This window comes from Enhygromyxa salina, assembly GCF_000737335.2.
In the GTDB taxonomy this organism is placed as follows: Bacteria; Myxococcota_A; Polyangia; order Nannocystales; family Nannocystaceae; genus Plesiocystis; species Plesiocystis salina_C.
Genome location: NZ_JMCC02000025.1, coordinates 31,700 through 55,891, shown reverse-complemented (window position 1 = coordinate 55,891; position 24,192 = coordinate 31,700). Strand labels below are relative to the sequence as shown.

17 protein-coding genes are annotated in these 24,192 nt (G+C 68.6%); 7 read left to right on the top strand and 10 right to left on the bottom strand.

What is annotated here, in order from left to right; translation table 11 throughout:
- Nucleotides 1-217: 217 nt before the first annotated feature.
- Nucleotides 218-1,843: a VanW family protein gene (locus tag DB30_RS11160; RefSeq protein WP_052548384.1), complete on the bottom strand. Its 1,626-nt coding sequence runs from the start codon at nucleotides 1,841-1,843 to the stop codon at nucleotides 218-220.
- A 168-nt stretch (nucleotides 1,844-2,011) separates the two neighbouring features.
- Here DB30_RS11160 and DB30_RS11155 point away from each other — a divergent pair, with 168 nt between their 5' ends.
- Together DB30_RS11155 and DB30_RS11150 are read left to right on the top strand one after the other, a co-directional pair.
- Entirely contained in the window at nucleotides 2,012-3,346 is a 1,335-nt protein-coding gene (locus DB30_RS11155) for a HEAT repeat domain-containing protein (RefSeq protein ID WP_165703707.1), read from the top strand.
- Between the two features lie 105 nt (nucleotides 3,347-3,451).
- Nucleotides 3,452-5,332, top strand: a complete 1,881-nt coding sequence (locus DB30_RS11150; RefSeq protein ID WP_052548382.1) for a hypothetical protein — start codon at nucleotides 3,452-3,454, stop codon at nucleotides 5,330-5,332.
- 39 nt (nucleotides 5,333-5,371) lie between these two features.
- On the opposite strand, the gene DB30_RS11145 is transcribed toward DB30_RS11150, so the two are convergent.
- Nucleotides 5,372-7,327, bottom strand: coding sequence for a HEAT repeat domain-containing protein (locus DB30_RS11145; RefSeq protein ID WP_052548381.1), 1,956 nt, complete (start codon nucleotides 7,325-7,327; stop codon nucleotides 5,372-5,374).
- A 273-nt stretch (nucleotides 7,328-7,600) separates the two neighbouring features.
- On the opposite strand from DB30_RS11145, the gene DB30_RS11140 reads away from it, so the two are divergent.
- Nucleotides 7,601-8,164, top strand: coding sequence for a sigma-70 family RNA polymerase sigma factor (locus DB30_RS11140; protein WP_052548380.1), 564 nt, complete (start codon nucleotides 7,601-7,603; stop codon nucleotides 8,162-8,164).
- 156 nt (nucleotides 8,165-8,320) lie between these two features.
- The gene (locus tag DB30_RS11135; RefSeq protein ID WP_165703706.1) at nucleotides 8,321-8,815 is read left to right on the top strand and encodes a TlpA family protein disulfide reductase; all 495 of its coding nucleotides are present in this window, start codon (nucleotides 8,321-8,323) and stop codon (nucleotides 8,813-8,815) included.
- Between the two features lie 228 nt (nucleotides 8,816-9,043).
- Here DB30_RS11135 and ftsH read toward each other — a convergent pair whose 3' ends face one another.
- Both ftsH and tilS read right to left on the bottom strand, forming a co-directional pair.
- Nucleotides 9,044-10,984, bottom strand: coding sequence for an ATP-dependent zinc metalloprotease FtsH (ftsH, locus tag DB30_RS11130; protein WP_052548402.1), 1,941 nt, complete (start codon nucleotides 10,982-10,984; stop codon nucleotides 9,044-9,046).
- A 171-nt stretch (nucleotides 10,985-11,155) separates the two neighbouring features.
- Nucleotides 11,156-12,211 carry a tRNA lysidine(34) synthetase TilS gene (gene tilS, locus DB30_RS11125; RefSeq protein WP_165703705.1) on the bottom strand — a complete coding sequence of 352 codons (1,056 nt, stop codon included), beginning with the start codon at nucleotides 12,209-12,211 and terminating at the stop codon, nucleotides 11,156-11,158.
- A gap of 139 nt (nucleotides 12,212-12,350) precedes the next feature.
- Between tilS and DB30_RS11120 the strand changes: the two genes are divergently transcribed.
- Complete coding sequence (locus DB30_RS11120; protein WP_052548376.1) at nucleotides 12,351-14,126, top strand: DUF6178 family protein; 1,776 nt, start codon at nucleotides 12,351-12,353, stop codon at nucleotides 14,124-14,126.
- 17 nt (nucleotides 14,127-14,143) lie between these two features.
- Here the strand turns inward: DB30_RS11120 and DB30_RS11115 are convergent, their stop codons facing one another.
- A complete protein-coding gene (locus tag DB30_RS11115) occupies nucleotides 14,144-14,932 on the bottom strand; it encodes a ribonuclease III family protein (RefSeq protein ID WP_205632960.1) in 789 nt (262 codons plus the stop codon).
- Nucleotides 14,933-15,027: 95 nt separating this feature from the next.
- Between DB30_RS11115 and DB30_RS11110 the strand changes: the two genes are divergently transcribed.
- Nucleotides 15,028-15,441, top strand: coding sequence for a TerB family tellurite resistance protein (locus DB30_RS11110; RefSeq protein WP_052548374.1), 414 nt, complete (start codon nucleotides 15,028-15,030; stop codon nucleotides 15,439-15,441).
- Here the strand turns inward: DB30_RS11110 and mnmA are convergent.
- Both mnmA and DB30_RS11100 read right to left on the bottom strand, forming a co-directional pair.
- On the bottom strand, nucleotides 15,438-16,511 hold the full coding sequence (mnmA, locus tag DB30_RS11105; RefSeq protein WP_052548373.1) for a tRNA 2-thiouridine(34) synthase MnmA: 1,074 nt from the start codon (nucleotides 16,509-16,511) through the stop codon (nucleotides 15,438-15,440). The two genes, DB30_RS11110 and mnmA, sit on opposite strands and share 4 nt — an antisense overlap.
- Nucleotides 16,511-17,698, bottom strand: a complete 1,188-nt coding sequence (locus DB30_RS11100; protein WP_052548372.1) for a cysteine desulfurase family protein — start codon at nucleotides 17,696-17,698, stop codon at nucleotides 16,511-16,513. The genes mnmA and DB30_RS11100 overlap by 1 nt, the downstream gene beginning before the upstream one ends.
- A 106-nt stretch (nucleotides 17,699-17,804) precedes the next feature.
- Between DB30_RS11100 and DB30_RS42755 the strand changes: the two genes are divergently transcribed.
- Entirely contained in the window at nucleotides 17,805-19,322 is a 1,518-nt protein-coding gene (locus DB30_RS42755) for a GspE/PulE/PilB domain-containing protein (protein WP_052548371.1), read from the top strand.
- A gap of 26 nt (nucleotides 19,323-19,348) precedes the next feature.
- On the opposite strand, the gene DB30_RS11090 is transcribed toward DB30_RS42755, so the two are convergent.
- From DB30_RS11090 to DB30_RS11080, 3 genes are all read right to left on the bottom strand, one after another.
- Nucleotides 19,349-20,281, bottom strand: a complete 933-nt coding sequence (locus DB30_RS11090) for a hydroxymethylglutaryl-CoA lyase (RefSeq protein ID WP_052548370.1) — start codon at nucleotides 20,279-20,281, stop codon at nucleotides 19,349-19,351.
- Nucleotides 20,282-20,533: 252 nt separating this feature from the next.
- The gene (locus tag DB30_RS11085; RefSeq protein WP_146658499.1) at nucleotides 20,534-21,124 is read right to left on the bottom strand and encodes a flavin reductase family protein; all 591 of its coding nucleotides are present in this window, start codon (nucleotides 21,122-21,124) and stop codon (nucleotides 20,534-20,536) included.
- A 670-nt stretch (nucleotides 21,125-21,794) separates the two neighbouring features.
- Nucleotides 21,795-24,167, bottom strand: coding sequence for a serine protein kinase (locus tag DB30_RS11080; RefSeq protein ID WP_052548368.1), 2,373 nt, complete (start codon nucleotides 24,165-24,167; stop codon nucleotides 21,795-21,797).
- Nucleotides 24,168-24,192: the final 25 nt, after the last annotated feature.

Sequence of the window (24,192 nt, the reverse complement as noted above, 5' to 3'; positions counted from 1 at the left end):
ATCTCCTATCGGCCTATGACATTTCGGGACCAAGCACGAAAAACCGGCGAAAGCGGTCGGATGGATCTTGGGGCCGGCCCCGCGAGCGCACAGAAGGACGCGCCCTTGGCAGCGTGCCGAGATCAGTTCGCTGCCCTCGGTGAACCGATCTAGGAAGGTGTCCGCAAGCGGGCGAGAAGCCCTCGCCCGAGCTGAAAACAGCTCGAAGCGCCGCGACTCACTGCATGATTCGCATGGAGGCCGCGGGGTCCCGCAACGGCGGCAGGCTCGACTGCTCGGGCACCTCGCCGTTTGGATCGGTCCCGACCCGAATGATCTCGCGGGTCGCCGGATACTCGAGCTCCCAGCTCTCCTCAGTCTCGACCGCGCCGCCGCGATAGAGCTTGCGGACCCGCTCGATCTTGAAGCCACGCATGCCTCGCTGGGCCACCACTTCGGCGCCCGTGCGCAGGCGCGGGTCGCTGCGGTACACGGTCTCGTACGGCTTGGCCTCGACCAGCGAGCGCTCGAACGCGACCTGGTGGGGCCGCTGCGGACCCAGGATCTCGCCGTGGACCTGGCCTTGGCTGACCGTCATGTGGATCACGACCGGGAACTCGAAGGGGTTGCGCAAGACCAGGTCGATGGTGTCCCACACGACCGTCGCGTCGAGGCCCATGTCGACGTAGCCGCTCGGCCGACTGTGCGGCCGCGCGTGCACGACCTCGAGTCCGGCGAAGAAGCCAGCGCCAAACACCGTGCTCGCGATCTGACAGATCCCGCCACCGACCGAGTCGACGATCTGCCCGCCCGAGATGCCCGGCGCCCACCGGTAGCCGTTCTCGGCGCTGCGCTCACCCACGACTTCGTTGAACGAGAACCGCTCGCCGGGCATCAGCACGTGGCCATCGAGCGCCGCCGCGCCAACCTTCAGGTTGAAGGTGCGATCGGCCGAGCTCGCCTCCATCGAGTAGGGCGTGGAGAAGGTGCCGAGCACGACGCCGACGTCGAGACCGTCGAGGCCCACGTCGGCGAGCTTGGCCGCGAGCGGATCGGCGACCGGAGGTTTGTGGGCGACCGCGAGCTCGATGTGATCGAGCCCGGAGGCCAAGCCGATCGCCACGCTCGACAGTGAGTCGTAGGGCAACAGCGCGGTGCCGCGCGCGGCTGGCAGGACCTTGCGTGCCTCGAGGTCCAAGCGCGTGGGCACCGACATCGTGTCGACGGCTGGTGCGAGCTCGAGCAGCTCGGCGAGCGCGTCGCGGGCGTCGAAGCGCATGCCGATCCGCAGATCGGCCGCGCCCGCCCGCGCGCGGGCCCGCGCGCGGAGGTCGGCGATCAGATCGCCGCTGTGTCCATAGTCCAGCGCCTGATCCACGACCGCCGCAGGATCGGGGACCGCCCCGAGCGCCCGCGCCGTCGTCGTGGTCGTGACCGATCCAGCCGCCAAGGTCATGCTGCGATCGAGCGACCGCTCGCCTGCCGCGGCTGCGATCGCTTCGATCTCCTCGCGGCCGAGCCCGCCGATCTCGTCGCCCGCGAGCAACAGCCCCGGCACGGTTCGATCGCTGGTCTGGCTGCTCTCCCAGGCACCCGCGAGCACCGCCGCCGTCGCCACGCCCGCGGCGAGCATCGTGATCGACTCGGCGCCCGCCAACACGGCCCACCAGCCCCGACGCCGCCGCTGTTGCGGCGTCAGCTCGGGCTCGGGTTCAGGCTCGGGCTCGCGGCTGGGACCTGGATCAGCCTCGGTCCGGCGTTGGCTCCGACGCGCACCGGTCCGCCCGCGGGTCTGCGAGGCGCGAGGCGATCCCGCGACCTTGGCCGGGGCGCCGGTGATGCGGAGGGCGGCTTGTGCGGTCACCGCTTCGCAACCTAGGCAACCCCGGCCCGCACAGCAAAAAATCCAAGATCTCCGCGGGTCGGAGCGTCGCGCCGCCCGCTGGCGCGACGCAGCCGCCGCCAGCCGCTGTTTTGCGCGACCTGGAACCGATGCCGCCGCTCGTGGTCAGGTCGCGGTATGAATCACGCCATGGCCGCGAAGGCACCCGGAGCATATGGCCGAAACGACCCCCGACGCACAGGCGTGATGCTGTGGCTGGCGGTCGTCTCGACAAACCTCATCGGTCTGTTCGCAGCCTTCTACGTGTCCTCGACCCTGCGCGCTGGCGGGGGCAACCCCGACCTGCTGTTCCTCTTCTATTACGGGAGCATGTTGCTCGCGGGCGTGGCCGACGCGATGTGGCTCGACGAGATGCTGTTCAAGGGCTCGTTCCGGCGCAGCTTGCAGGGCAAGACCGGCCGCTTCGCGGGCAAGAACGAAGATGTTGACGAGATGGCGGCCTCGTTGAAGCGCGGCTCGGTCAGCTTCCCGGTCGTGGTCATCGTGTGCGCGGGTCTGACCTACGGCCTGTTCAACCTGGTCAACCGCGGCTTCGACAACTGGTGGAAGGACATCGGCGAGCACGCCCACGTGCTGCGCAGCAACGCCTCCACGACCGCCGAACAGCAACAAGCGATACTCGAACTTTCGCAGCGTATCCGCCCGGAAGTACTACCAATTCTCGAAGAGGCGCTGCTCGACGGTGACCCCGAGGTCGAGGCGTGGGCGGCGTGGGCGATCGGGCGCCACAAGCAAAACGAAGTCATGAACATCAACCGCGTGCCCGCCCTGATCGAGCGGGTTCGCAACGGCGCCCCCCCGGTTCGCCACGAAGCTCTGATCGCGCTCGCCCGACTGCAGCACCAAGCGATCGCCGACGAGGTCCAAGCCGAGCTCGCGGCCGAGCTCGACAGCGGTGAGGCGATCGACCCGCGCCTGATCTGGGGCCTCGGATACCTGCAGGTCGCCGAGTCGCTGCCGGTCCTCGACCGCGCGCTCTACCACCCGGACGAGACCATCCAACGGCTGGCGGCCTGGGCCCTGTCCCAGCATCGCGACAGCGGCAAGGGACGCGAGGCCGCCGATCTCCTCGAGCAGCGACTGCCCGCGGCCCCGATCGCGACCAAGTGCGCGATCGTGCACTCGCTGGGCGTGCTCGCCGACGAGCGGTCCAACCTCGCGCTCATGCACGCCTACGATGGTCTCAGCCCCGAGCAGCGCGAGGTCGTTTGCGAGCGCGTGACTGTGCATGCCTGCCCCGACGGCGAAAATGACCGGGAGGACCTGCTGCTCCCAACCGAGCGCTTCGGCATGAAGACGATGCAGGCCCTGGGGGCCATGCGCGCGACGACCCCGCATATCCGCGAACGAGTCGAGCCGTGGCTCGAAGCCGTGATCGCTGCCCCCGAGACGGCCCCGATCACGCGTGAGTCAGCGCAGTCGCTGCTCAGCGGAATCCGCACGCAACGCGACGACCGGTCGTAGTCGCCCAGGGGTCAGGCCTGCGACCGTCCGCGACGTCGGAGGTTCAGCCCGAGAGACCCAATCGAAAATCGCGTGAGCTGCCGAAGTGGCATATGATGGCGCCGCGTGCTCGCCCCGGGCGCCATCATCGATCCTGAAGACCTGCGGATCCCCGGTGAACAGCCAGGGACACCGATCGTCGTGCTCGAGGATCTAGGTGAGGTCCCCCATGGCCAGCGCTTTCGTGCGCGCCAGGGCAAGAGCCTGTTGTTGCTCACCACCTTGGTGCCCGACGTCGCCATGCAGCGAGAGCTGCACGACCTGCTCAGCTATCGGGTCGTCCAAGCTGGCGAGGTCAGCCACCCGAACCTGCTGCCCACCTATGGGTGCGTGCGGCTGCCGCTTGGCGAAGAGGGCTTCGAGACCCTGTTCATCGTGCGCCCAGATCCTGGCTGCCCAACCTTGCGGCAGTGGCTGCACGAAGTCTGGCAAGCCGGCCACGCCCTCGATCCCCTCAACGCCGTGGCGATCACCGTGCAGATCTGCGAGGCGCTCGCGGTGCTCCACGAGAAGTTCCCGCACGGCTACGTCACCGCTGACAACGTGTTCATGTACCCAACGGGGGGCATGCCGCAGGCGCTGCTGTCGGGCACTGGCGAGGGCTCGCTGCTGCCCTTCGCGCCCGGCTTCGATCGATTCGCCGAGGCGGGATACCTGCCGCAGGCCGGCCCCGAGATGTCGGCGCCGCCCGACGAGCCCCGGGTCGAGACCGACGTGCTCGGGTGCGCAGCGCTGGTGCTGGAGATCCTGACCGGCCAACCGCTCGAGTCGGACATGCTGCTCGATCGCTTTGGGCTGCCGGTTCGACTGCAGCGGATCCTCGAGGTCGCGAGCCGGCCGGATCCCGAGGAGCGGCCGCAAGACATCCTCATGTTCTCGCGTCGGCTGCAGGCGGCGGTTGGGCTCGGCGAAGATCCAACCGAACCCGCGGCGGTGCTCGAGCCCGTCCATCACGGTGACCACGCCGATCCGCGCTATCCCGCGGTCCGTGCCCACGCGTGGCGTCCACCGCCGCCCGCCCCTCCACCTTGGGCCGCGCAGGACGCTGGCCCCAATCAGGGATCGGGCGCGTGGAACGTTGGCGCGCCAACGCCGGGCTCGGGCGCGTGGCACCACCAATCGATCCAAGGCGCGCCTGGCTCGGCGCCGGGTTCCGGGGCGTGGAACCGACCAGTCCCACCCAGCGCGCCACCACCAATCGCCGTCTCGCCGCCGCGCCAGAGCTCATCGTCGTGGCAGGCGACGGGGCAGCCGGGCTCGGATCCGCAGCCCACGGGGCCGGCATTTGGTCGCAATTTTCCCATGCCCGCGCCAGCTGGGCCAGCGCCGCCCGTTGGGCCAGCGCCGCCCGTTGGGCCCGGCCCGAGCACGGCCGAGGCCATGTCGCTGCCGGGCTACAACGCCGACAATTCGGCCCGCGGGGGCGGCCGCGCCCAGTCGCTTGGCGCCAGCGCGCCGCCTCCGGCCCCGCCAACACCGCCCGTCAGCGCTCCGCCAACGCCGGTGATCGTGGCCCCCGGGCCGCATCAGTCGTCGATCTTCAAGAAGTCGCACTCGGTCTCGATCATGATGCCTGCCCCCGACGGCAGCATGATGGCGCCGCTCAGTCGCGGCCCGGCGGACTTCGTGATCCTGCGGCACGGCAAACGCCACGGCCCCTATGACCTCGCGCAGCTCGAGCGACTGATCCCAATGGGGAAGCTGCGCAGCGTCGACTCGATCGAAGTTCAGAGCAACGGTGGCCAGACCCTCGCCGTCGACCTGCCTGGCCTTCGGCCGCTGTTCGAAGCCCGCGCCCTGGCCGAAGAGGCCAATAACCCCCGGGTACCTGCGATCTCGCCGGTCATGGTGGCGGAACCAGAGCGCAGCCGCGGCGCGCTGTGGACGGTGATCGGGCTGCTCGCGGTTGGCTTGGTCGCCGCCGCCGTCATGCTCGCGCTTCGGTGAACGGCCGCGGGCCATTCACCCCTGATCACATCAGATAGTTCACAGGTGATAGTAGTCGTGAGGCCCGTAGCCGCTCACGGGGATCAGCACGGCGCCCGTGTCGATCACGGCCGGGACAGCCCCAGAGAGCGGCACGATCGCCCAGCCCCGGCCGGTCCCGAACAAGGGCACGTCGACCTCGAGCTTGCCGAAGCTGAAGCGCTCCCAGTGATCGGCGCCCGCCAAGCCAAGCGCGCTGCTGGGCCGCGCGCGCACCAGCACGAAGCGCGCGTCTGGATCGCGCGACTGCAGGCTCAGCGCGGCGCTGGTTCGAGCGCGCATCTCCGAGTCGCGATCCGCCTGCAGAGAGAGCCGTGCCCGGACCGGCGCCGCTGGACGGCGGATGATCCGCAGCGCCAGCGCGGTCGAAGCTCGGACCCGCGGGGATGGATCAGCGAACAGCGCTTCGAACAGGGGATCTTCGCCAAATCGCGCGAGCGCCAACGCAGCGCAAGCGCGGACGTCGGCGAGGTGCGCAGCCGCGAGCTGGCGCAGCTCCGCGCGAACCTGATCGGCGTGGCGGGTCCCCGCTGCGCGACCGAGCGCCAGCGTCGACATGCAGCGCGACTCACCGCTGTTGCCGGGATCGTGGGCCCAGCTGGCGACGCGACCCCAGATCACGGTGCTGGCGGCGTCGTCGAGGATCGGCTCGGGGGCCAGCGCCAACGCCGTGAGCCAGGGCCGGACTTGATCGGCGGCCGCCGCCCGATCCAGGTGCCACGCCAGCGCGCCAGCCATCCACGCTGGCGCGGCCTCGGCCAGCGCCGCGCCGAACAGCACGGCCTCGGGATCGCCGAGCCGCTCGAACCATGCCTCGCGATCGTCGATCGCCGGCAGCTCGAGCGGGGCGGACTCGACGTCGAGGCTGTCACCGCCGTCGGCCAAGCGCGGGGTTGGCTCGAGACGGCGAGCCGCGAGCAGGCGCTGGACCTCCAGCGCGATGTCAGGCTCGAGCCCGCGCTCGGTCGCCGCGGCGAGCTGCGCGACGGCACGATCACCCAGCCACAGCAACGCCTGGCTCGCAGGCTCGCGCAGCTCGGGGTCCCGCATGCGATCGACGAGGCCCGCGATCAGCTCGGGGTCGGGATCAGGTCGGCCACCGATCGCCTTGGCGACGTCCGGGCGCCGAACGTTTCGCGGGGGCGCGTCGAGCAGATCGAGCAGCTGAAGATCGATCTCGCGACCGGGCAAGCGGGCGAGCGCGGTCACGGCCGCTGACCCAAACACCGGGTTGGCGGGGTTGTCGAGCGCGCGCCGCAGCGATGGGGCCGTCCTCGCGTCGGCCATCTGGCCAAGGCTGACGGCCGCGGCGGTCGCGACGTCCGCGTCGATGTCGTCGAGCAGCCGGACCAGGGCCAGCGCCCCCTCCCCTGGCCCCATGCGCCCAAGGCTGCGCGCCGCGGTTCGACGCACGCGGGCCGAGATGTCGCCGAGCTGGGCGACCAGCTCTCGCCGGGCCTCGACGGCGCGCTCGGGCCCCAGCGGCGCGTCGACCAACAACATGATCGCCTGTTCGCGGATCAGATCGTTTGGATCCCGCATCGCGTCGTAGACGAGATCGAGGTGGGCGGGCGTGGGATCTCGACTGAGCAGCTGCAGCGCCAGCAGCCGCACGCTGCCCTCGCCCTCCTCCCACATCTGCTCGGCTTCATCGACACACGCGAGCAAGTGTCGTGTCGCGCACAGCTGCAGCGCGAGCTTGCGAATTTCCGGCGAGGGATCGGTGAGCGCCAGCTCGAGGTCGGGCAAGATGACCTCCGTCGCGTAGTCCTCGAGCTCCGCCAGCGCCGCGATCCTGGCGCTCTCGCTCGTGATCGTCGGATCCCGCAGGGGCTGGGCGATGCGATCGATCTCCGTCGGCCACACCGGGTAGCGCCCGTCAGGTGGCTCGGTGGCCGCAGCTTCCGAGGCCAGGGGCAACGACGCGATGATCAGCGCGGGTAGTCGGGCTTTCATGGCAAGGCTTGGCCCTCGAAGGGCTCGAAAACTACCATGGTCTGACGGGTTTCAGGCCGGGTGCCAGCTCCTCGCCTGCTCACCCGGTGGCACAGCTGTCTGAATTTTTGGTGACCACGCTTGGCAGCGAGGCATCGCCAGCGCCACGCTCGAAAACCGTACATGCTTGCGACTTTATGTAGCGATGGTCGGTGCGGGTTCCCAAAGATCTCGTAAATACATTGAAATTATTATGTTTTATCGAGTGGCTGGCGACATGCATTTCAGCCCTGCATGACCGCCGCTACCGCCAACGAGTTCGTCGCCCTGACCAATCCCCACCTCCCCCGCCTGTTTCGGATCGGCATGCGGCTGACCCACCAGCCCGCCGAGTCTCAGGATCTGGTCCAAGAAGCGCTGAGCAAGGCATGGGCGAACTGGCATCGATTCGAGCAGTCCGGCAGCGTTGGCGCTTGGCTCTCGCGGATCCTGGTCAACACCTTCATCTCCCGCCACCGCCACCAGCGGGTCGTGGACACCACCGCCGTTCGCCCCGACATCCTGACCCACCTCTACGACGCCAACCGCCTCGACGAGGCCGCGGCGCCCGAGGGCAGCTGGCACAGCAACCACTTCTCGGACGAGGTGCTCGAGGCCCTGTCCGAGCTCCCGGCCCAGTACCGCCAGGTCGTCGACCTCGTCGATGTCCAAGGTCTCGCCTACAAAGAGGCAGCCGACGAGATCGGCTGCCCGCTCGGCACCGTGATGAGCCGTCTGCACCGGGCCCGCAAGCTGCTGCGCGAGCAGCTGAGCGACTATGCGACCAACTACGGCTTGGGCCTGGCCGCCGCCGCCTGAGCCCGGGCGTGGACCCGTCCCGCACGCGGCGGTGTGCGGTGGACGGTGAACCACGCGCGAGGTAGATCGAAGCGCGCGGTGACCAGCGAACAATCCAGCGAGTCCTCGAGCATGTCGCTCGGCCAACGACGATGGCGCTCCCGGTTGGGAGTGGTCGTGTTGACCTCGAGCTTGATGGCGGGGAGCGGCTGCAAGTCCCAACCCAGCCAGGATGAAGCCGCCAAGCTCGAGCCTGCACCCACGTTCGAGACCAAGAACCTCGCGGGCGACGACGTCAGCCTCGCAGATCTAAAGGGCCACGTCGTGCTGCTCAACGTGTGGGCGACCTGGTGCGACCCTTGCGTCCGCGAGCTGCCCGAGCTCGCGCGCATGCACGAGAGCCTGCAGCACAGGCAGTTCACGGTCATCGGGCTCAACACCGACGTACGCAGCAAGCTCGCCGCGGTCCGGACCATGGTCGCCCGCCACGATCTGCCGTTTCCGATCTGGCTCGACTTCGAGAGCAAGTCCCAAGTCGCCCTCGAGCTGCGCGGCTACCCAACCTCGTTCCTGATCGATCGCCAGGGCAACATTCGCTGGAAGCGCGAGGGCGAGATCACGAAGAACGACCCGGAGCTCGGCGCCGTGCTCGAGACCGTTCTGGCCGAGTGAACTGTTATCAGCTCGGGCGAACTGTTTTCAGCTCGGGCGAGGGCTTCTCGCCCGCTTGCGGACGCCCTCGTCGACTGGTTCACCGCGGGCAGCGAACTGTTTCAGCTCGGGCGAACTGTTTTCAGCTCGGGCGAGGGCTTCTCGCCTGCTTGCGGACGCCCTCGTCGACTGGTTCACCGCGGGCAGCGAACTGTTTTCAGCTCGGGCGAGGGCTTCTACGAAGCGGGCTCAGCCAGGATCGGGGACCGGAAACCCAGTCGGGCGCGCGGGCTCGGCCCGTGGCTCACCGGTGGCCTCGCGACCTTCGTCGACGCGCGAGGTCAACGGCCGACGCTTCTCGAACGGACCGAGCGGCCGATCGGCGATCAGCTCGGCGACCTCGTTGGCGTCGAGGACTTCGCGCTCGATCAGCGCGTTGGCGATCCGGGCGAGCGCCGCGTAGTTGTCCTCGAGCAGCTTGCGGGCGCGCTTGTACTGATCCGTGACGATCCGGTGCACTTCGTCGTCGATCGCGCGCGCGGTCGCCTCGGAGTAGTTCTGCGGTCGCTGGATGTCGCGGCCCAGGAACGGCTCGGAGTCTTCGCGGCCGAAGGTGATCGGGCCAAGCCGATCGCTCATGCCCCACTCACAGACCATCTTGCGGGCGATCTCGGACGACTTGGACAGGTCGTTCCCGGCCCCGGTGCTCTTGAGCCCGTTGAACTCGATCTCTTCAGCGATCCGGCCGCCAAGGCTGACGGCGATGATCCCCGTCGCGTTGTTCTGATCGTAGGAGAGCTTGTCCTGCTCGGGCAGGAAGTGGGTCACGCCGAGCGCCCGACCCCGCGGGATGATCGTGACCTTGTGGATCGGATCGACGGTGCCGGCGGGCAACAGCGCCGCGACCAAGGTGTGTCCGGCCTCGTGCCAGGCGGTGATCTTCCGCTCCGCGTGCGAGACGTAGGCGCTCTTGCGCTCCGCCCCCATCATGACCTTGTCGCGGGCGTGGTCGAAGTCGCCGTGCAGGACCCGATCGCGGTTGCAGCGGGCCGCGAACAAGGCCGCCTCGTTGACCAGGTTCTCGAGATCCGCGCCTGAGAAGCCCGGGGTGCCGCGGGCGATCGAGTTGAGCTCGACGTCATCGCCAAGCGGGACCTTGCGGGTGTGGACCGAGAGGATCGCCTCGCGGCCGCGGACATCGGGCAACCCCACGACGATCCGACGATCGAAGCGGCCCGGTCGCAGCAGGGCCGGGTCCAGCACATCTGGCCGGTTGGTCGCCGCCACCAGGATCACGCCGTCGTTGCCCTCGAAGCCGTCCATTTCCACGAGCAGCTGGTTGAGGGTCTGCTCGCGCTCGTCGTGACCGCCGCCGAGCCCGGCGCCGCGGTGGCGACCGACCGCGTCGATCTCGTCGATGAAGATGATGCAAGGCGCGTTTTTCTTGCCCTGCTCGAACAGGTCACGCACCCGGCTGGCCCCGACGCCGACGAACATCTCGACGAAGTCCGAGCCCGAGATCGAGAAGAACGCGACCCCAGCCTCGCCGGCGATCGCCCGCGCGAGCAGGGTCTTGCCGGTGCCGGGCGGGCCCATCAGCAGCACGCCCTTGGGGATCCGACCGCCGACCCGCATGTATTTTCGGGTGTCGCGCAGGAAGTCGATGATCTCTTCGACCTCCTCGCGGGCTTCTTCGATGCCGGCGACGTCCTTGAAGGTGACCTTTTGTTGGTGCTCGTTGAGCAGCCGGGCCTTGGACTTGCCAAAGCTCATCGCCTTGCCGCCGCCGGCCTGCATCTGGCGCATGAACATGATCATCACGGCGACGATCAGCAGCACCGGCAGCCACATCATGGCGATCTGGAAGAACACGCCGTCATCTTCGGGCTCGACCTTGTACTGGACCCCGTGGGTCTCGAGCAGCGTGTAGAGCTCGTCGGTGGCGGGCGCCACGACCTTGACCTCGGCGTCATCGCGCTCGTAGGTGATGTTGACGTGGCTGGGGTGGACCTCGAGCTCGACCGAGGTCGAGGTCTTGGCGGCGTTGAGCTCGTCGGCTTCGACCTGGGCCCGAAATTCCGTGTAGGTGATCGGGTTTGCCTTGTTGCTGTTGTTGAACAAGTTGGCCAACAACAGCACGGCCACGATCAGGCCGAGCCAAACGAGGAGAGTCTTGGTCTGCTGCTTCACGTCGGTTGCTTCCGAGTGTCCGTCGCGGGTGCTCGCGGTCCGCAGGTGCGTCATAGCGCACTAGTGCCCAGACCTGCCGGAGGCCTCCGAAGCTGCGGAAATGACAGTCTGCCGCGGCCTGAACCGTCCGACTGACCGTTCAGGCCAGGATAGCCCTCGGCCCGGGAGGGGTCAATGGTTCGCGGTACCCCGTTCTGTCCCGCGCTGCGAGGCATGAACGCCTTTTTTCCCGATCTCGATCCGACAGCCCGGCCGCAAGTCCCAGCCCCTGGGAGCCGGACTTGGGGTCCCAGGCCCCCCAGCGAGGGAACGAGACACGGCCACCGACGCGATATCCATGGCCTCGATGACGCGCCGCCGGAGCCCCGTGAGATCGACCCCGCTGAGCTCACACACACGTCGCAGGGCACGCGTCCTCACCGCCCGCGGCAGCGTGTGGAACTGCCCGAGATCCCACCCGCCGTCCACGGACCGTCGCTCGACCTCGGCGCTGGCCCACTCGACCAGGGCAAGCTCGGCGTCCTCGGCCTGGCGCGCGAGCCCCAGCAGCGCGAACTCGACCTGAGGATTTTGCTCGCGCAGACGCGGGAGCACCAGCTCTCGCAGCCACACCCGCAGGGCTCGCGTGTCGGCGTTGGTCGGATCGTCGACGAAGCCCAGGCCAAGCTGCGCGCACAGCTGCTTGGTCTGGGCGCGGCTCAACCCCAACAGCGGACGCAGCCACGGGCCTTCGTGAGCGGCCATCGCCGCCAGCCCCTCGAGCCCCGCCCCCCGCGTCAGGTGCATCAACATGGTCTCCGCCTGATCGGTCGCGGTGTGGCCCAACACGATCGCCTGTGCCCCACAGCGCGCCGCTTGCTGCTCCAGCGCCAAGCGGCGGGCGACGCGAGCGCGCTCAGGCACCCCTACCCCAGGCTCGAGCTCGACGCGCGTACGCAAGCACACGAGCCCCAGCTGCGCGGCGAGCCCGGCGACGAAGTCCCCCTCGGCCGCGGACTCGGGCCGCAGCCCGTGGTCGACGTGCCCAACCGTCAGCTCCAGCCCTTCGCTGCGTCGCAGCAGCATCAGTAGCCCAAGCGCAGCCACCGAGTCCCGCCCCCCCGAGCACCCGACCAACAGCCGACGCCCCCCACCACCCGATCCAAACGCCTCGCGGAGAGCGCCGCGCACGACGCCAAGCGCCCCGGCGATCTCAGGACTGTGCGGCGGCGCATCAACGTCCAACACAGGGGCTATTCTAGCACCCCGGTCTTCCTCAAGACCCCCACACATCAGACCCCCACATCCACCTTGACCCTTCGCCGGCTGCAGTCGGCGAGGTCCAAGGTGGGTGTGGGGGTCAAAAGGAACCCTTATCCTCTCGCGCGTGAGCACCCCCGAGATCCGCGAGACCGAGCGCCCAGGCTTCGCGCACGAGCAGGCGCAGCTCGTCGTCGACGAGCCGATGAGCCTCGAAGGCCGCGACGACGCCGAGCAAGTGGTCCGAGCCTTGCCCGTGCAGAGCTTCGTGACGGTCGCCCGCAAGCTGCGTGACGAACATCGCCTCGATCTGTTGTTGCCCCACGCGAGCGCGGAGCAGATCACGGGGCTGTTCGATCTCGACGCGTGGGAGCGCGATCGTCTGGCGATCGCCCGCGCCCGCGAGTGGCTCGACCGGATCGTGAACGCCTACCGCGACGCCGCGGTCGAGCGCGGCCGGCTGTCGGATCTGATCTACGACACGGATCCAGAGATGTGGATCTTGGCCAACGCGCCCGCGACCGCGATCGCGGATCTCGACGAGCCAGACAACGACGAGCATCGCCAGCAAGTGCTCGAGGACATGGCCTCGCTGCGCACCTGGGAGACACCCGACGGGCACTACGTCGTGGGCGTGCCCGACAACGAGCTGGGCAACATGACCTTGCGGGTGTTGTTCGCGGTCTACGACGACAGCCTCACGGAGGGCCGCAAGCTGATCAGCGCGATCAAGTGGAGCGTCCACTCCGAGGTCGAAGAAGAGCTGCTGCGCTGGCGCAAGGGCCGGCTCGCCGACCTCGGATTCCCGGAGTGGGACGAGGCCATGCGGCTGTTCACGCCGCTCGCTCGCGACGCGGTGAGCGGGCGCCGGGACGACGAGCAGGCCGCCGCCGCGCACATCCCCGAGCAACCGCAGCGGCTCGGCAAGCCCCGCGACTCCCTGCCCCCCGCGAGCTTGGGCGTCGCGCGGGACCTGCTGCGTCGGGTCATGCAGCGGCTCGACGATGACGAGTACGACCTGCGCCTGCGCGAGTTCTTGTTGCTCGCCAACGAGCTGATGGCCGCGCAGCGGTTCGAGCCCGGCGACGAGTCCCTGCAAGAGCGGGCCGTCGCGCAAGCCCAGGCGACCCTCAACCTCGCCTGTGAGCTGCTGCTGGCTGCCGAGCCCCAGTCCGATCCCGAGGGCTTCATCGCCGCACGCATCGCCACCGTCGGGCTCCGCAAGCTGTTTCGGTTTGGCTACTCACCGCTCGCCAAGCTGCGCAAGGCCGCGCTCGCGCTGCATCGCGACGGCCGGGTGTCGCTGGCGACCGTGGGCTCGCTGCTCGATCGACCGTGGGGACCCGCGCTGGCCACTCTGTCGCCCTGGTACCCAGAGCTCCCCGTCGACGGCAAGGCCAAGAGTCGGCCGCTGCGCAACTTGGCCGACCTCGCCCAAGCGACCGCGCTGGTCGGTGAGGCGGGCGCGCTGGCCCAGCTGGCGTTCGCGGATCAGGGCCTGGCGATCGACCCCGTGTGGATCACCCGCGTCGATGAGCCCGATCGCCTCCACCTTGGCGACCTCGTGCGCACCGCGATCGTGTGCGCGCAGCTGCCAGGCTCGAGCACCGCGGGGGGCCTGCGACCGCTCGGTCCGGCGGATCTGCGCTGGGCCGCCGACAACCTGGTCGACGACAACGGGCGCTTGGTCGCCAGCGTTGGCGAGACTGTGCGATCCAAGCTCGCGGCGGTCGGGGCAGCGGATCGCGCCGAGGCCCTGGCCGGGGTGTTGTTGCCGCGCCTGATCATGGAGCTCGCTGGCCTCGAGCTGCGCGAGGATGGCGAGCCTGATCTGACCAAGGTCGGCGGGCTGCTCACGATCCAGCAGGTCGGCGTGTGGCTGCAGACCACGATCGGGCCCTGAGCTGCGCGAGCTCGGCCCTACTCGCGCGCCCGCAGAGCATTGAGCGCGGCGTTGCGCTCCGCGATCCGCAAGCTTCGCCCCTCGCCTTCGCCGAGCACCTCGACCTCTCCGCCCGCTTCATCGCGCAGCTCCACGCGCGCGCGCCAGTGCGGAGTCTCGGGCGGCGGTGGGTCGCCAACCGGGACGTAGACCGGCGTCTGCTTGCGCTCGGCCTGGATCAGCTGTTGGAGGCGCGACTTGGGGTCGACCCCGTCCTCGGGCGCGAGGTTGCGCAGCCGTTCGCCGAACAGCTGCTCGAACACCGCCGCCGCGGCGAGCGTGGGATCGGCTCCGGCTTCGCGCGCGTCCAGAAACACCGCGCCCAGCACCGCCTCGAGCGCGTCGGCCAGGGTTCCAGAGCGCGTCCGGGCGCCGCGCTGCTCGTCGCCGCGACCCAAGAACAGCCACCGGCCCAGATCGATGTCGGCCGCCGCCCGAGCCAGCGATCGCTCGGACACCACCGATGCACGAAGTCGCGTCAGCGGCCCCTCATCGAGCTGTGGGAATCGCCGCCAGAGCGTGTCGGCGGCGACGAGATCGAGCACCGCGTCGCCGAAGAATTCCAGGCACGAGTTGCTCGGCCAGCCCGCGTCGCGGTTCTCGTTCGCCCACGAACCCACGGTCAGCGCCACGCGCAACAGCGCCGGCCGGGTGAACGCGTGGCCAAGCGCCGCGCCCAGCGGCGCGAGGGCAGCCATTTCTGCAGCGACCACGCCGTCGTCCGAGCGCGGCAGCCCACGCAGCACCTCCGGCAAGGCCGAACTCACCATGCGAGGTTATCACGGGCACCCCACGGGCGAACACCAGCGAAGACAAGCCGCCGGGGACCGCGCTATAAGTGGCGCTCCGGTTCCGACGCGCCATGAAAGACAACATCCTCACCATCACCGATCTTCTGCTCGGAGCCGCCTACGCCGACAAGCGGCTGGAGGGCAACGAGACCGCGAAGATCCGCAGCTTGCTCGCCAAGCTGATCGGCACCACGACCTTCCCCGCCGCCGTCGAGGCCCGCTTCAAAGACTTCTCGCCAGCCGCGTTCAACATCGAGAAAGCCGCGGGCAACCTGGCGGGCTTGGGCAGCGAGCGCCGCAAGGTGCTCGAGATGATCGCCGCCGTCAGCGAGTCGGACGAAGAGATCGATCTCTCGGAGGATCGCTACCTCCGCCGCGCCGCAGAGGCGATGGGGTTGGCCGCCAAGGACTTCCGGGATCTGGTCGTCGACTTCCAAGAGGTCGACGAGCTCGAAGGCATCCTCGCCGACACGCTCGGGATCTAAACCTTCCCGATCCAGCCGCCGCCGAGCACTTGGTCGCCGACGTAGACGACGGCGGCCTGGCCGGGGGCGACGGCGCGGACGGGTGTGTCGAAGCGGACCCGGGCCTGGTTGGCTTCGAACTCGACGATCGCGGGGTGCGGGGCGCCGCGATGGCGTACTTGAACGTGGGCGACCAGGCCCTCGGATTCGTCGATGTCGGCGAGGCGACGGAAGTCGTTGACGATCACGGTTTGAACGTCGAGTTCGTCTGCGTCCCCAACGATGACCGTGCGCGACTCGGGGAGCACGCGCAGGACGTAGCGGGGGCGGTCGGCGCTGATGCCGAGGCCGCGACGTTGGCCGATCGTGACGCGATGTATGCCGCGGTGTTCGCCGAGTAGGTTGCCGGCGCTGTCGCGGACTTCGCCGGGCTCGAGCGCGGCGAGATCGAGGCCGAGCTCGCGCGCGCGCGACTCGACGACCTCACCGTGGTCACCGCCAGGCACGAAGCACAGCTCTTGGCTGTCGGCGGCGTCGGCGTTGGGCATCCCCAGGGCGCGGGCCTTGGCGCGGACGAGCTGCTTGGTCCACGTCCCCAGCGGGAACTCGACGACGTCGAGCAGCGCCCGATCCATGGCGAACAAGAAGTAGCTCTGATCCTTACTTGGATCGGCGGCCCGCAGCAGCGCGCCAGACTCGATCCTCGCGTAGTGGCCGGTCACCAGGCGCTCGGCCCCCAGCGCCCGCGCGCGCGCCAGCAACGGGCCAAACTTGACCTGCTCGTTGCAGCGCGCGCAGGGGTTGGGGGTGCGGCCTGCCGCGTACTCCCGCGCGAAGTCGTCGATCACGGCGGCGCTGAAGCGGGCGCGCTCGTCCACGGTGTAGTGCGGGATCCCAAGCTGATCGCAGGCCCGGCGCGCGAGATCGATCTCTGCCGGCGAACAACAGGTCCCACCACGGCCGCGTCGCTCCTGGGTCCCGGCGTCGTACAGGGCCATCGTCAGGCCGACGACCTCGTGACCCGCTTCGACCATCAAGGCCGCCGCGATCGACGAGTCGACGCCGCCCGACATCGCAACCACGACGCGCATCAGTTCGCGCCCCCGCGCTTGGGTGCGTGCGCACGCACCCGCTCGACGATGCTGGGCAAGCAGTCGAGCAGCGCGGTGACCTGCGCCGCGCTGCTGTCCTTGCCAAGTGACAGGCGCAGGGCCGAGGCGGCGAGCGCCGGATCGGCCCCGAGCGCCAGCAACACCTTGCTGCCCGCTAGCTTGCCGCTGTTGCAGGCCGACCCGGTTGACACGGCGATGCCCTCGAGATCGAAGTTGATCAGCAGCAGCTCGCCGCTACAGCCGGGGATCGAGGCCAAGACCGTGTTGCCCAGGGTGTGCTCGGGATCGCCGTGGATCACCACGTCGGGCACCCGCTCGCGCAGCCCGATCAACAGTTGCTCGCGCAGCGGGACGAAGCTCGCGCGGCGCTGGTCGAGCTCGCGGGCGACGAGACCGGCGGCGACGCCGAACCCGTGGATCGCCGGGACCGCCTCGGTCCCGACCCGACGCCCGCGCTCTTGCGAGCCGCCGATCCACAGTGAATCGAGCTCGTGATGTTGGCGGTGGATCAACGCGCCGACGCCCTTGGGCCCGTGGATCTTGTGGCTCGACACGCTCATGAGATCCAGGTCCCAAGCGCTGAAGTCGACCGCGATCTTGCCGAACGCTTGGACCGCGTCGCTGTGGATCACGATCGGTCGATCGACCCCCGCACGGATCGCCGCGACCAAGCCCGCGATGTCGCAACGATTGCCGAGCTCGTGGTTGGCGGCGGCGATCGACACCACGCCCAGCTCCGGCGCGGCGACGAGCGCCTCGACAACGCGCGCTGGATCGACGCGACCGCAGCGATCCACCGCCACGAACACCCGCGAGGTCCCCTCGCTCTCGAGCCGCTCGCCAGCGCCGAGCACCGCGGGGTGCTCGATCACCGTTGACAGCAGCCCGTGGGCTCGGCCCGCCCGGCGCAGGGCTCGGCAGGTCCCGAGCAACGCCAGCGCGTCGGCCTCGGTCCCACCGCTCGTGAAGGTGACTTGGAGCGGCTCGGCACCGACCGCGCCCGCGAGCTCGCGCCGGGCCTGCTCGACGACCGCCCGTGCTGCACGTCCGCGTCCGTGAACACTCGACGGGTTGCCGTCGAGCGCGGGGTCACCAAGCAGCTCGATCATCGCGCCCCGGACCCGCGGATCGAGCGGTGTGGTCGCGTTGTGGTCAAAGTCGATCACGGCGGAGGCGTATAGCACGAGCGCCCCTAGCACGACTGCGCGTTTGGCCAGCGCGGTCGGCGTTGACGCGGGGCCACGCCACGAACGATGATTCAACTACGCACAGATGAGCGTGCTCGGAACCATGATGCTGAGGGCTGGCCTCCTCTCGGAGAGCCAGGTCGCCGCTGCAAACCAGCAAGCGGCCGCGAAGTCCAGCTCGCACGTGGACGCGATCCTCGAGCTCGGGCTCGCGGACGAAGACACGCTCGTCGCGTTTCTCGCCAGCAAGCTGATGATCCCCCGGGTCCGCTCGTCGTTGCTCGAGCGCGTCGACGCCCAGACGATCGCACGCTTGTCACCGGTGCTCGCGTGGGACTTCAAGTGCGTGCCGGTCAGCTTCGATGAGATCGGCAACCTGACCGTGGCGATGTCGGATCCAACCGACGAGCGCGCGATCGAGGCGCTCACCCAACAGGGCGGGACCTACCTGGTGCGGGCGGTCGGATCCGCGTCGGATCTGCGCCGCGCGCTCGACCGACACTACGGACCCGAGCATCGCGTTCGTGAGCAGGCAGCCGCGAGGACGAACGTGAGTGAGTCGGATCGAGCGACCGAACTCGCTCTCGAGCCGGTCCGCGCGCCGAGCTCCAACGGCGCTGCGCAGCAGGCCCCGGTCGCACCGCAGGCACCGGTCGCACCGCAGGCCCCGGTCGCACCGCAGGCACCGGTCGCGCCGTATATGAGTGTTGGCATGAATGTCGGCACGAGCGTCGGCATGATCCCGGACGATGACGACGACGCCGTCCCGATCCGGCACAGCCACGCCGTCGCAGAAGAGATCAACAGCGGTCCCCTCGAACAGGCCGATGACCCCGAGGCTGCGCACCACCACGCGCCGGTCGTCGCCGCGCCCCCAGCCGCGGCGCCCTACCTCGCACCACCGGCCCAGGTCCCCGCTCCTGCCGCTGCCGCGCCGCCGGTTCAGACCCCTTACGTCGCCAGCCCGCCGGTCGAGCAGAGCCAAGCTGACGACACCCACGAGCGGCCCACCGTGGTCGAGACTCAGAGCGCTCCCCTAGGGGTACGCGGGCCCCGGCGCCCCCGCGCTCACACCCCGTGGAATCCACCGCTCGCGGGCTACACCAGCGAACCGACTCCGCTGTCCCCAGAGGCCTTCGCCCAAATTCTTCCAACCCTCGAGACCGTCAACGATCGCGACGAGGTCACCACCTTGTTGCTCGATTTCCTTGGCGCTGGTTTCAACCGGGTCATCTTGTTCGTGCACAGCCACAGTGAGCTGCGGGGCCTCGACGCGCGCGGCAAAGATCTGCTGGTCGAGGCTGTCCGCCAGGTGCGGATCCCAAGCACCGGCCAGTCGATGTTCGCCACGGTGCTCGAGCGCGGCACGCCTTACTTCGGCCCCGCGCCCAGCGACAGCAAGATCGATCTGGCCTTCTCGCAGGCGCTCGGCGGCATCAAGGGCAACGTGCTGTTGCTGCCGATCACCCTCGGCACCAAGGTCCCCCTGTTGTTGTGGGCGCACGGCACCAGCCACCCGGTCGACCCTGGCTCGATCAACGAGCTCAGCTCGGGCGTCAGCACGGCGATCCTGCGGATTATCTCTGCGGCACGCCGGGGTTGAGAGCGGCTCGCCGCTCTCAAACCCGCTCACACCGGGACGCCTGATTTTGCGCAGGCGCCCACGTAGGCCTTGGTGTACTTGCTCGGCAGCTCGCGCCCGAGCTTGGCCCCGATCTCCACGGAGATCGCCGGCAGCCGATCGAGCTCCACCCCGGAGCGAATGCCCATGCCATCGAGCAAGTACACGACGTCTTCGGTCGCCACGTTGCCGGAGGCGCCCGGCGCATAGGGGCACCCACCAAGTCCGCCGAGCGAGCTGTCGATCGTGCGAATCCCGAGCTGCAGCGCGACGGTCGTGTTGGCCAGCGCGGTCCCGCGGGTGTCGTGGAAGTGCACCGCCAGCTGATCGTAGCTCAGCCCAGCGCCCAACAGCCCTTGCAAGATGCCCGCGACCTGCCGCGGCGTTCCAACCCCGATCGTGTCGCCAAGGCTCAGCTCGTACACGCCCAGATCGACGAGCGCCTTCGAGACGTACTCCACGTTCTCGTAGGGGACCTGGTCCTCGTAGGGGCAGCCGTACACGCACGACACGTACCCCCGCACGGCCATGCCGCGATCCATCGCCTCGCGCACGACCTCCGCATAGGTCTCGAGCGCCTTGTGGGTGCTCTTGTTGATGTTCTTGCGGTTATGGGTCTCCGACGCGGCCATGAAGATCGCGATCTCGTCCATGCCCGCGCGCGTCGCCGAGTCGAGCCCGCGCATGTTGGGAACCAGCGCGCTGTAGCGAACCCCCTCGCGTCGTCGCAGGCGCGTTGCAACCTCCATGTGATCCGCCAGTGCCGGGATCCAGCGCGGATTGACGAAGCTGGTGATCTCGATCCGGCGGATCCCCGCGTCGACCAAGCTCTCGATCATCGCCAGCTTGGTCTCGACCGGGAGCACGGTCTTCTCGTTTTGCAGACCATCGCGCGGGCCCACCTCATAGATGTCGACGTCGTGGGGGAGCGCGTCGAACATGTGGGAGAACCAGTCGCGCGAGCTGGAGGCGCCGGCCGCGTCGCCACGGTCAACCTGCTCCCTGCCCTGTGACTGGGTTGGGGCCTGGGCAGGGGCCTGGGTGTGGGCCTGGGACACGCGCTGGGCGTGTAGAGGAGTTTGGGTCTCGCTCACGTGCGCTCGTTCGAGTGTACAGCGAATGCCGTCGGAGGTTTCAGATGCCAGCCAAGGGGCCGCGGCGCAATCCCTCACGCCACCGCAGAGTGTGGGGGGTCACTCCGGCGCGCCTGGCCGCGCGAGCTCGAAGCGCCCGGCCGTGGTCGTGTAGCTGCTTCCACCAAGCCGCCCAACGGCGCCCAGCCGACCCGCATCGATCGGCAGCAAGTGCCCGCGCTCGTCACGCTGGACCAGATCATCAGCTAGCCAGACGTGCACGACCTCCGCGACCACCAGCGTCGACGACGGCGTCCCGAGCTTGGTCGCCCCCAGCGGGATCGCGTGGGTCAGCCGGCACTCGACCCCCCCAAGCGCCGCCGCAACCCTTGCCGGCGAGACCGCGACCGCCGGCGCCGCCTCCACCCCGCACGCATCCCACTCACTGATCTCCGCCGGGTAGTCCGCCGAGCTCGCGTTCATCGCCTCGGCGAGCGGCAAGCTGACGTGGCTGATCGTCAGCTCGCCGGTCGCGAGGATGTTGGCCAGCGTGTGCTTCGGTCGCCCCCCCTGCCAGCTGATCCCAAGCACGATCGTCGGCGGGCTCGAGCACACAGCTTGAAAATACGAGAACGGCGCCAGGTTGCGCCCCCCTTCCCCATCCACGGTCGACACCCAAGCGATCGGCCGCGGCGCCACCAGATCAGTCATCAACCGATAGCTGTCACGGGCCGACAGTTCAGCAGCAGAAACCTCGAAGCCAGGCACGCCCAACCCGTATCACAGATCCCCGCCCCCCCTCCAAGCCCCGAGCCACCAACCATCCACAACCAACACGTTGTTGGCGACCCATCCACCCACGCCAGATGCCCAGACAAGAGCCCCATCCAAGCCACAAACCGACCAAACATCCACAACCAACACGTTGTTGGCGACCCATCCACCCGCGGCAGATGCCCAGACAAGCCCCATCCAAGCCACAAGCCGACCAAACATCCACAACCAACACGTTGTTGGCGACCCATCCACTCGCGGCAGATGCCCAGACAAGAGCCCCCTCACCAGGGGGCCACACATGCGCCCGCATACAGCCAACCCCTCGGGAGCGAGCGCAGCGAGTGACCTGCGTAGTGCGAAAGCGGCTGTGGGGGTAAAAGAAAGGAGAGCCCCCTTCCAGGGGGCCACACATACGATCGCGCACAGCTAGCCCATTGGGAGCGAGCGCAGCGAGTGACCTGCGTAGTGCGAAACCCTCTGTGGGGGTAAAAGAAAGGAGAGCCCCCTTCCAGGGGGCCACACATGCGCCCGCATACAGCCTGCCCCTCGGGAGCGAGCGCAGCGAGTGACCTGCGTAGTGCGAAACCCCATGTGGGGGTAAAAGCTAGTACCGGCGCTTGCTGAGCTCGACCAGGGTCTGATTGAGCGACTCACGAGTATGTCGCTCACGACGTTCGTCACCATCGTGCTCGCCCAGCAACACCTCGAGCGCGTGCTTGGCCTTGTGCTTCTCCGTCGCGGCCAAGTCGAACTCCGGCAGCTCGTCTTGCTTGAGCAGCTCGAGCAGGGTGTCGATGCCCTTGCGGACCGTCTCTTTTTGCTGCCGGTAGTAGTCCTCGCGCATCCGCGAGAAGTAGTCGGCGAAGATCACCGGATAGTCGGGATCCTCGTGGGGATGCGAGAGCGCCCACGCGCCGATCCGGGCCAGGATGTCCTGGCGAAACCCGTCTTTGGCGTGGGGATCCATCGCCTTCTCGAGCTCGCGCATGAATTTTTCGTCGGGGTCGGCGAGCTTTCCGGTCAGCTCGTCGAACATCCGCTCGCGCTTGACGAAGTGGCTCGCGTGGATGACGTACTTGCGAAACAGATCCAGGTAGCGATCTTCGTGGACCAGGCCGAGCGCCTCGCGGACCTCTCGATCCGAGAGGTCGAGCCAGCGCTCGTACGCAAACTCGGTGATCGAGCCCTCACCGTCGAGGTGATGAAAGCCAGACTCCGTCTGCGCGAGGTGCATCCAGCCATGGTGCACGGCGTCGCCCAGAAACTCGCGCAGCTCCTCGAACAACGCCGGCACGGTCACGGTGCGCCCGTTGTCGCCGCGCTGCAGCCCCGCGCCCGCGCCCACGCCCGAGTCGGATCCAGACTCCGATCCCAGCTTGGAAGCCGCCGCCAGCAGCACGTTCTTGAGGTCGCGGACGCTCGCGCCAAAGCTGCCTTCGTAGTCGCCAAGGATGTGCTCGGCGCCCTGGCTCTTGGCGACCGCGTGCTCGAATCGCTCGGCGTACATGGTGGGCACCGCGGCCAGCAGCTCGCGCGCCTCTTCGCTGGACAGGCCCGAGGGCACCCGGCCGTAGGCGTACAGATCTGCCTTCTCCAGCGGACCGATCCGCTTCATGGCGTCGGTGATCTTGCGCGAGTACTTGGCAAGATCGGGCTGCCGCAGCCGGGTCATCACGCCCCACAGGGCGAGGATCCGGGGCACGTGCGGGGCAATGTGAACGCCGCGGAGCAGATCGCCGACCTGCTCTTGATAGATCTTTCGCTCGACCCGGTAGTCGAGCAGGTACGGCACGGAGATCAGATCCAAGCGAGCCCGAAAGCTCTGGTACTCCGCGGCTCGCCGCGCGCGGAACTCGAGCAGGTTGATGTCGTTGGCCGACCCCGTGAACACCACGTCGAGCCCCAGCAGCAGGTGGTCCAGGACCACGTGCGCGCTCTCGGTTGCCGTGAGCAGGTACTTGTAGTGCTCGTAGGGGCGCTTGAGCAGATCCGAAAAGCTGATGACCCCGCGCTGCGCGTCGACCAGGTCACCCTGGGTGCCGTACAGCACCTGGCCCGCGACCGAAGCTGGCAGGTGCGAGAACGCCTTGTCACCGGTCACGGGAAACGAGCGCGCATCGACAGCCTGCTTGGGCTCGACGTCGACGAGGCCGCATCGGTAGGTGCGGCTCAGGTGGAGGCGCTCGATCTGCACGTGCTGGTAGACCTTGCGCAGATCACCTTGGTAGCCGGCCAGCAGCGCGTCGAAGATCTTGCGGTTGCGGGCCGAGAGATCGCCGTTGCGGATCGTGTAGGGAACCACGAACTCGGGGTCGTCGGCGAACACCTCGCGCAGCAGCTCCTGGCGCGACGCCCGGGGCACCAAGAAGATCGGGTGGTCTTTGTTCTCGTCGGTCAGCCGCGCCTGGATCACGTCGCCGTTGAGGCGGGCGAAGCTCTCTTCGCCAAGGATCTCGCGCAGTGGCGCGGCGCCGAAGCCGATCCCGCTGCCGCCCTTCTCGCGGGTTGGAAACACCCACGCGAACCGATACATGATGCCCGCGTCGGTGTGAGAGTAGGCCTCGAGCCCAGCTTGCAGGCACTCGAGCAGCGTGCTCTTGGCGCTGCCGTTGGGCCCGTGCAAGAGCACCAGCGAGTCGATCCGCCCGAGCCGACAGTAGCCGTCGAGGACCTCGTACAGCTCGTTTTGCCCGCGCTCTTGCCCGACCAAGCGTGGACCGTCATCGAAGCTGCGATCGAACAGATTGAACCGATTGACCGTGCCCTGCGGGGTCCGGACCTGCGACCGACCGAAGTAGTCGAGGGCATCGCGGACGTACTGCGCGCTGTTGCGGGCGTGGATCCGCGGCTCGGCCAAGAGCAGCTCGAACCACTCGTCGAAGCTGAGGATCCGCCCGGTCGAGGCGAAGTCCTTGGCGACGACTTCGGCGAGCTTGGCGAGGCGCTCGGACGCGGGGGGGCGGCTCGGATCAGACATGGCTCATTCTCGACCCGCCGGCCTG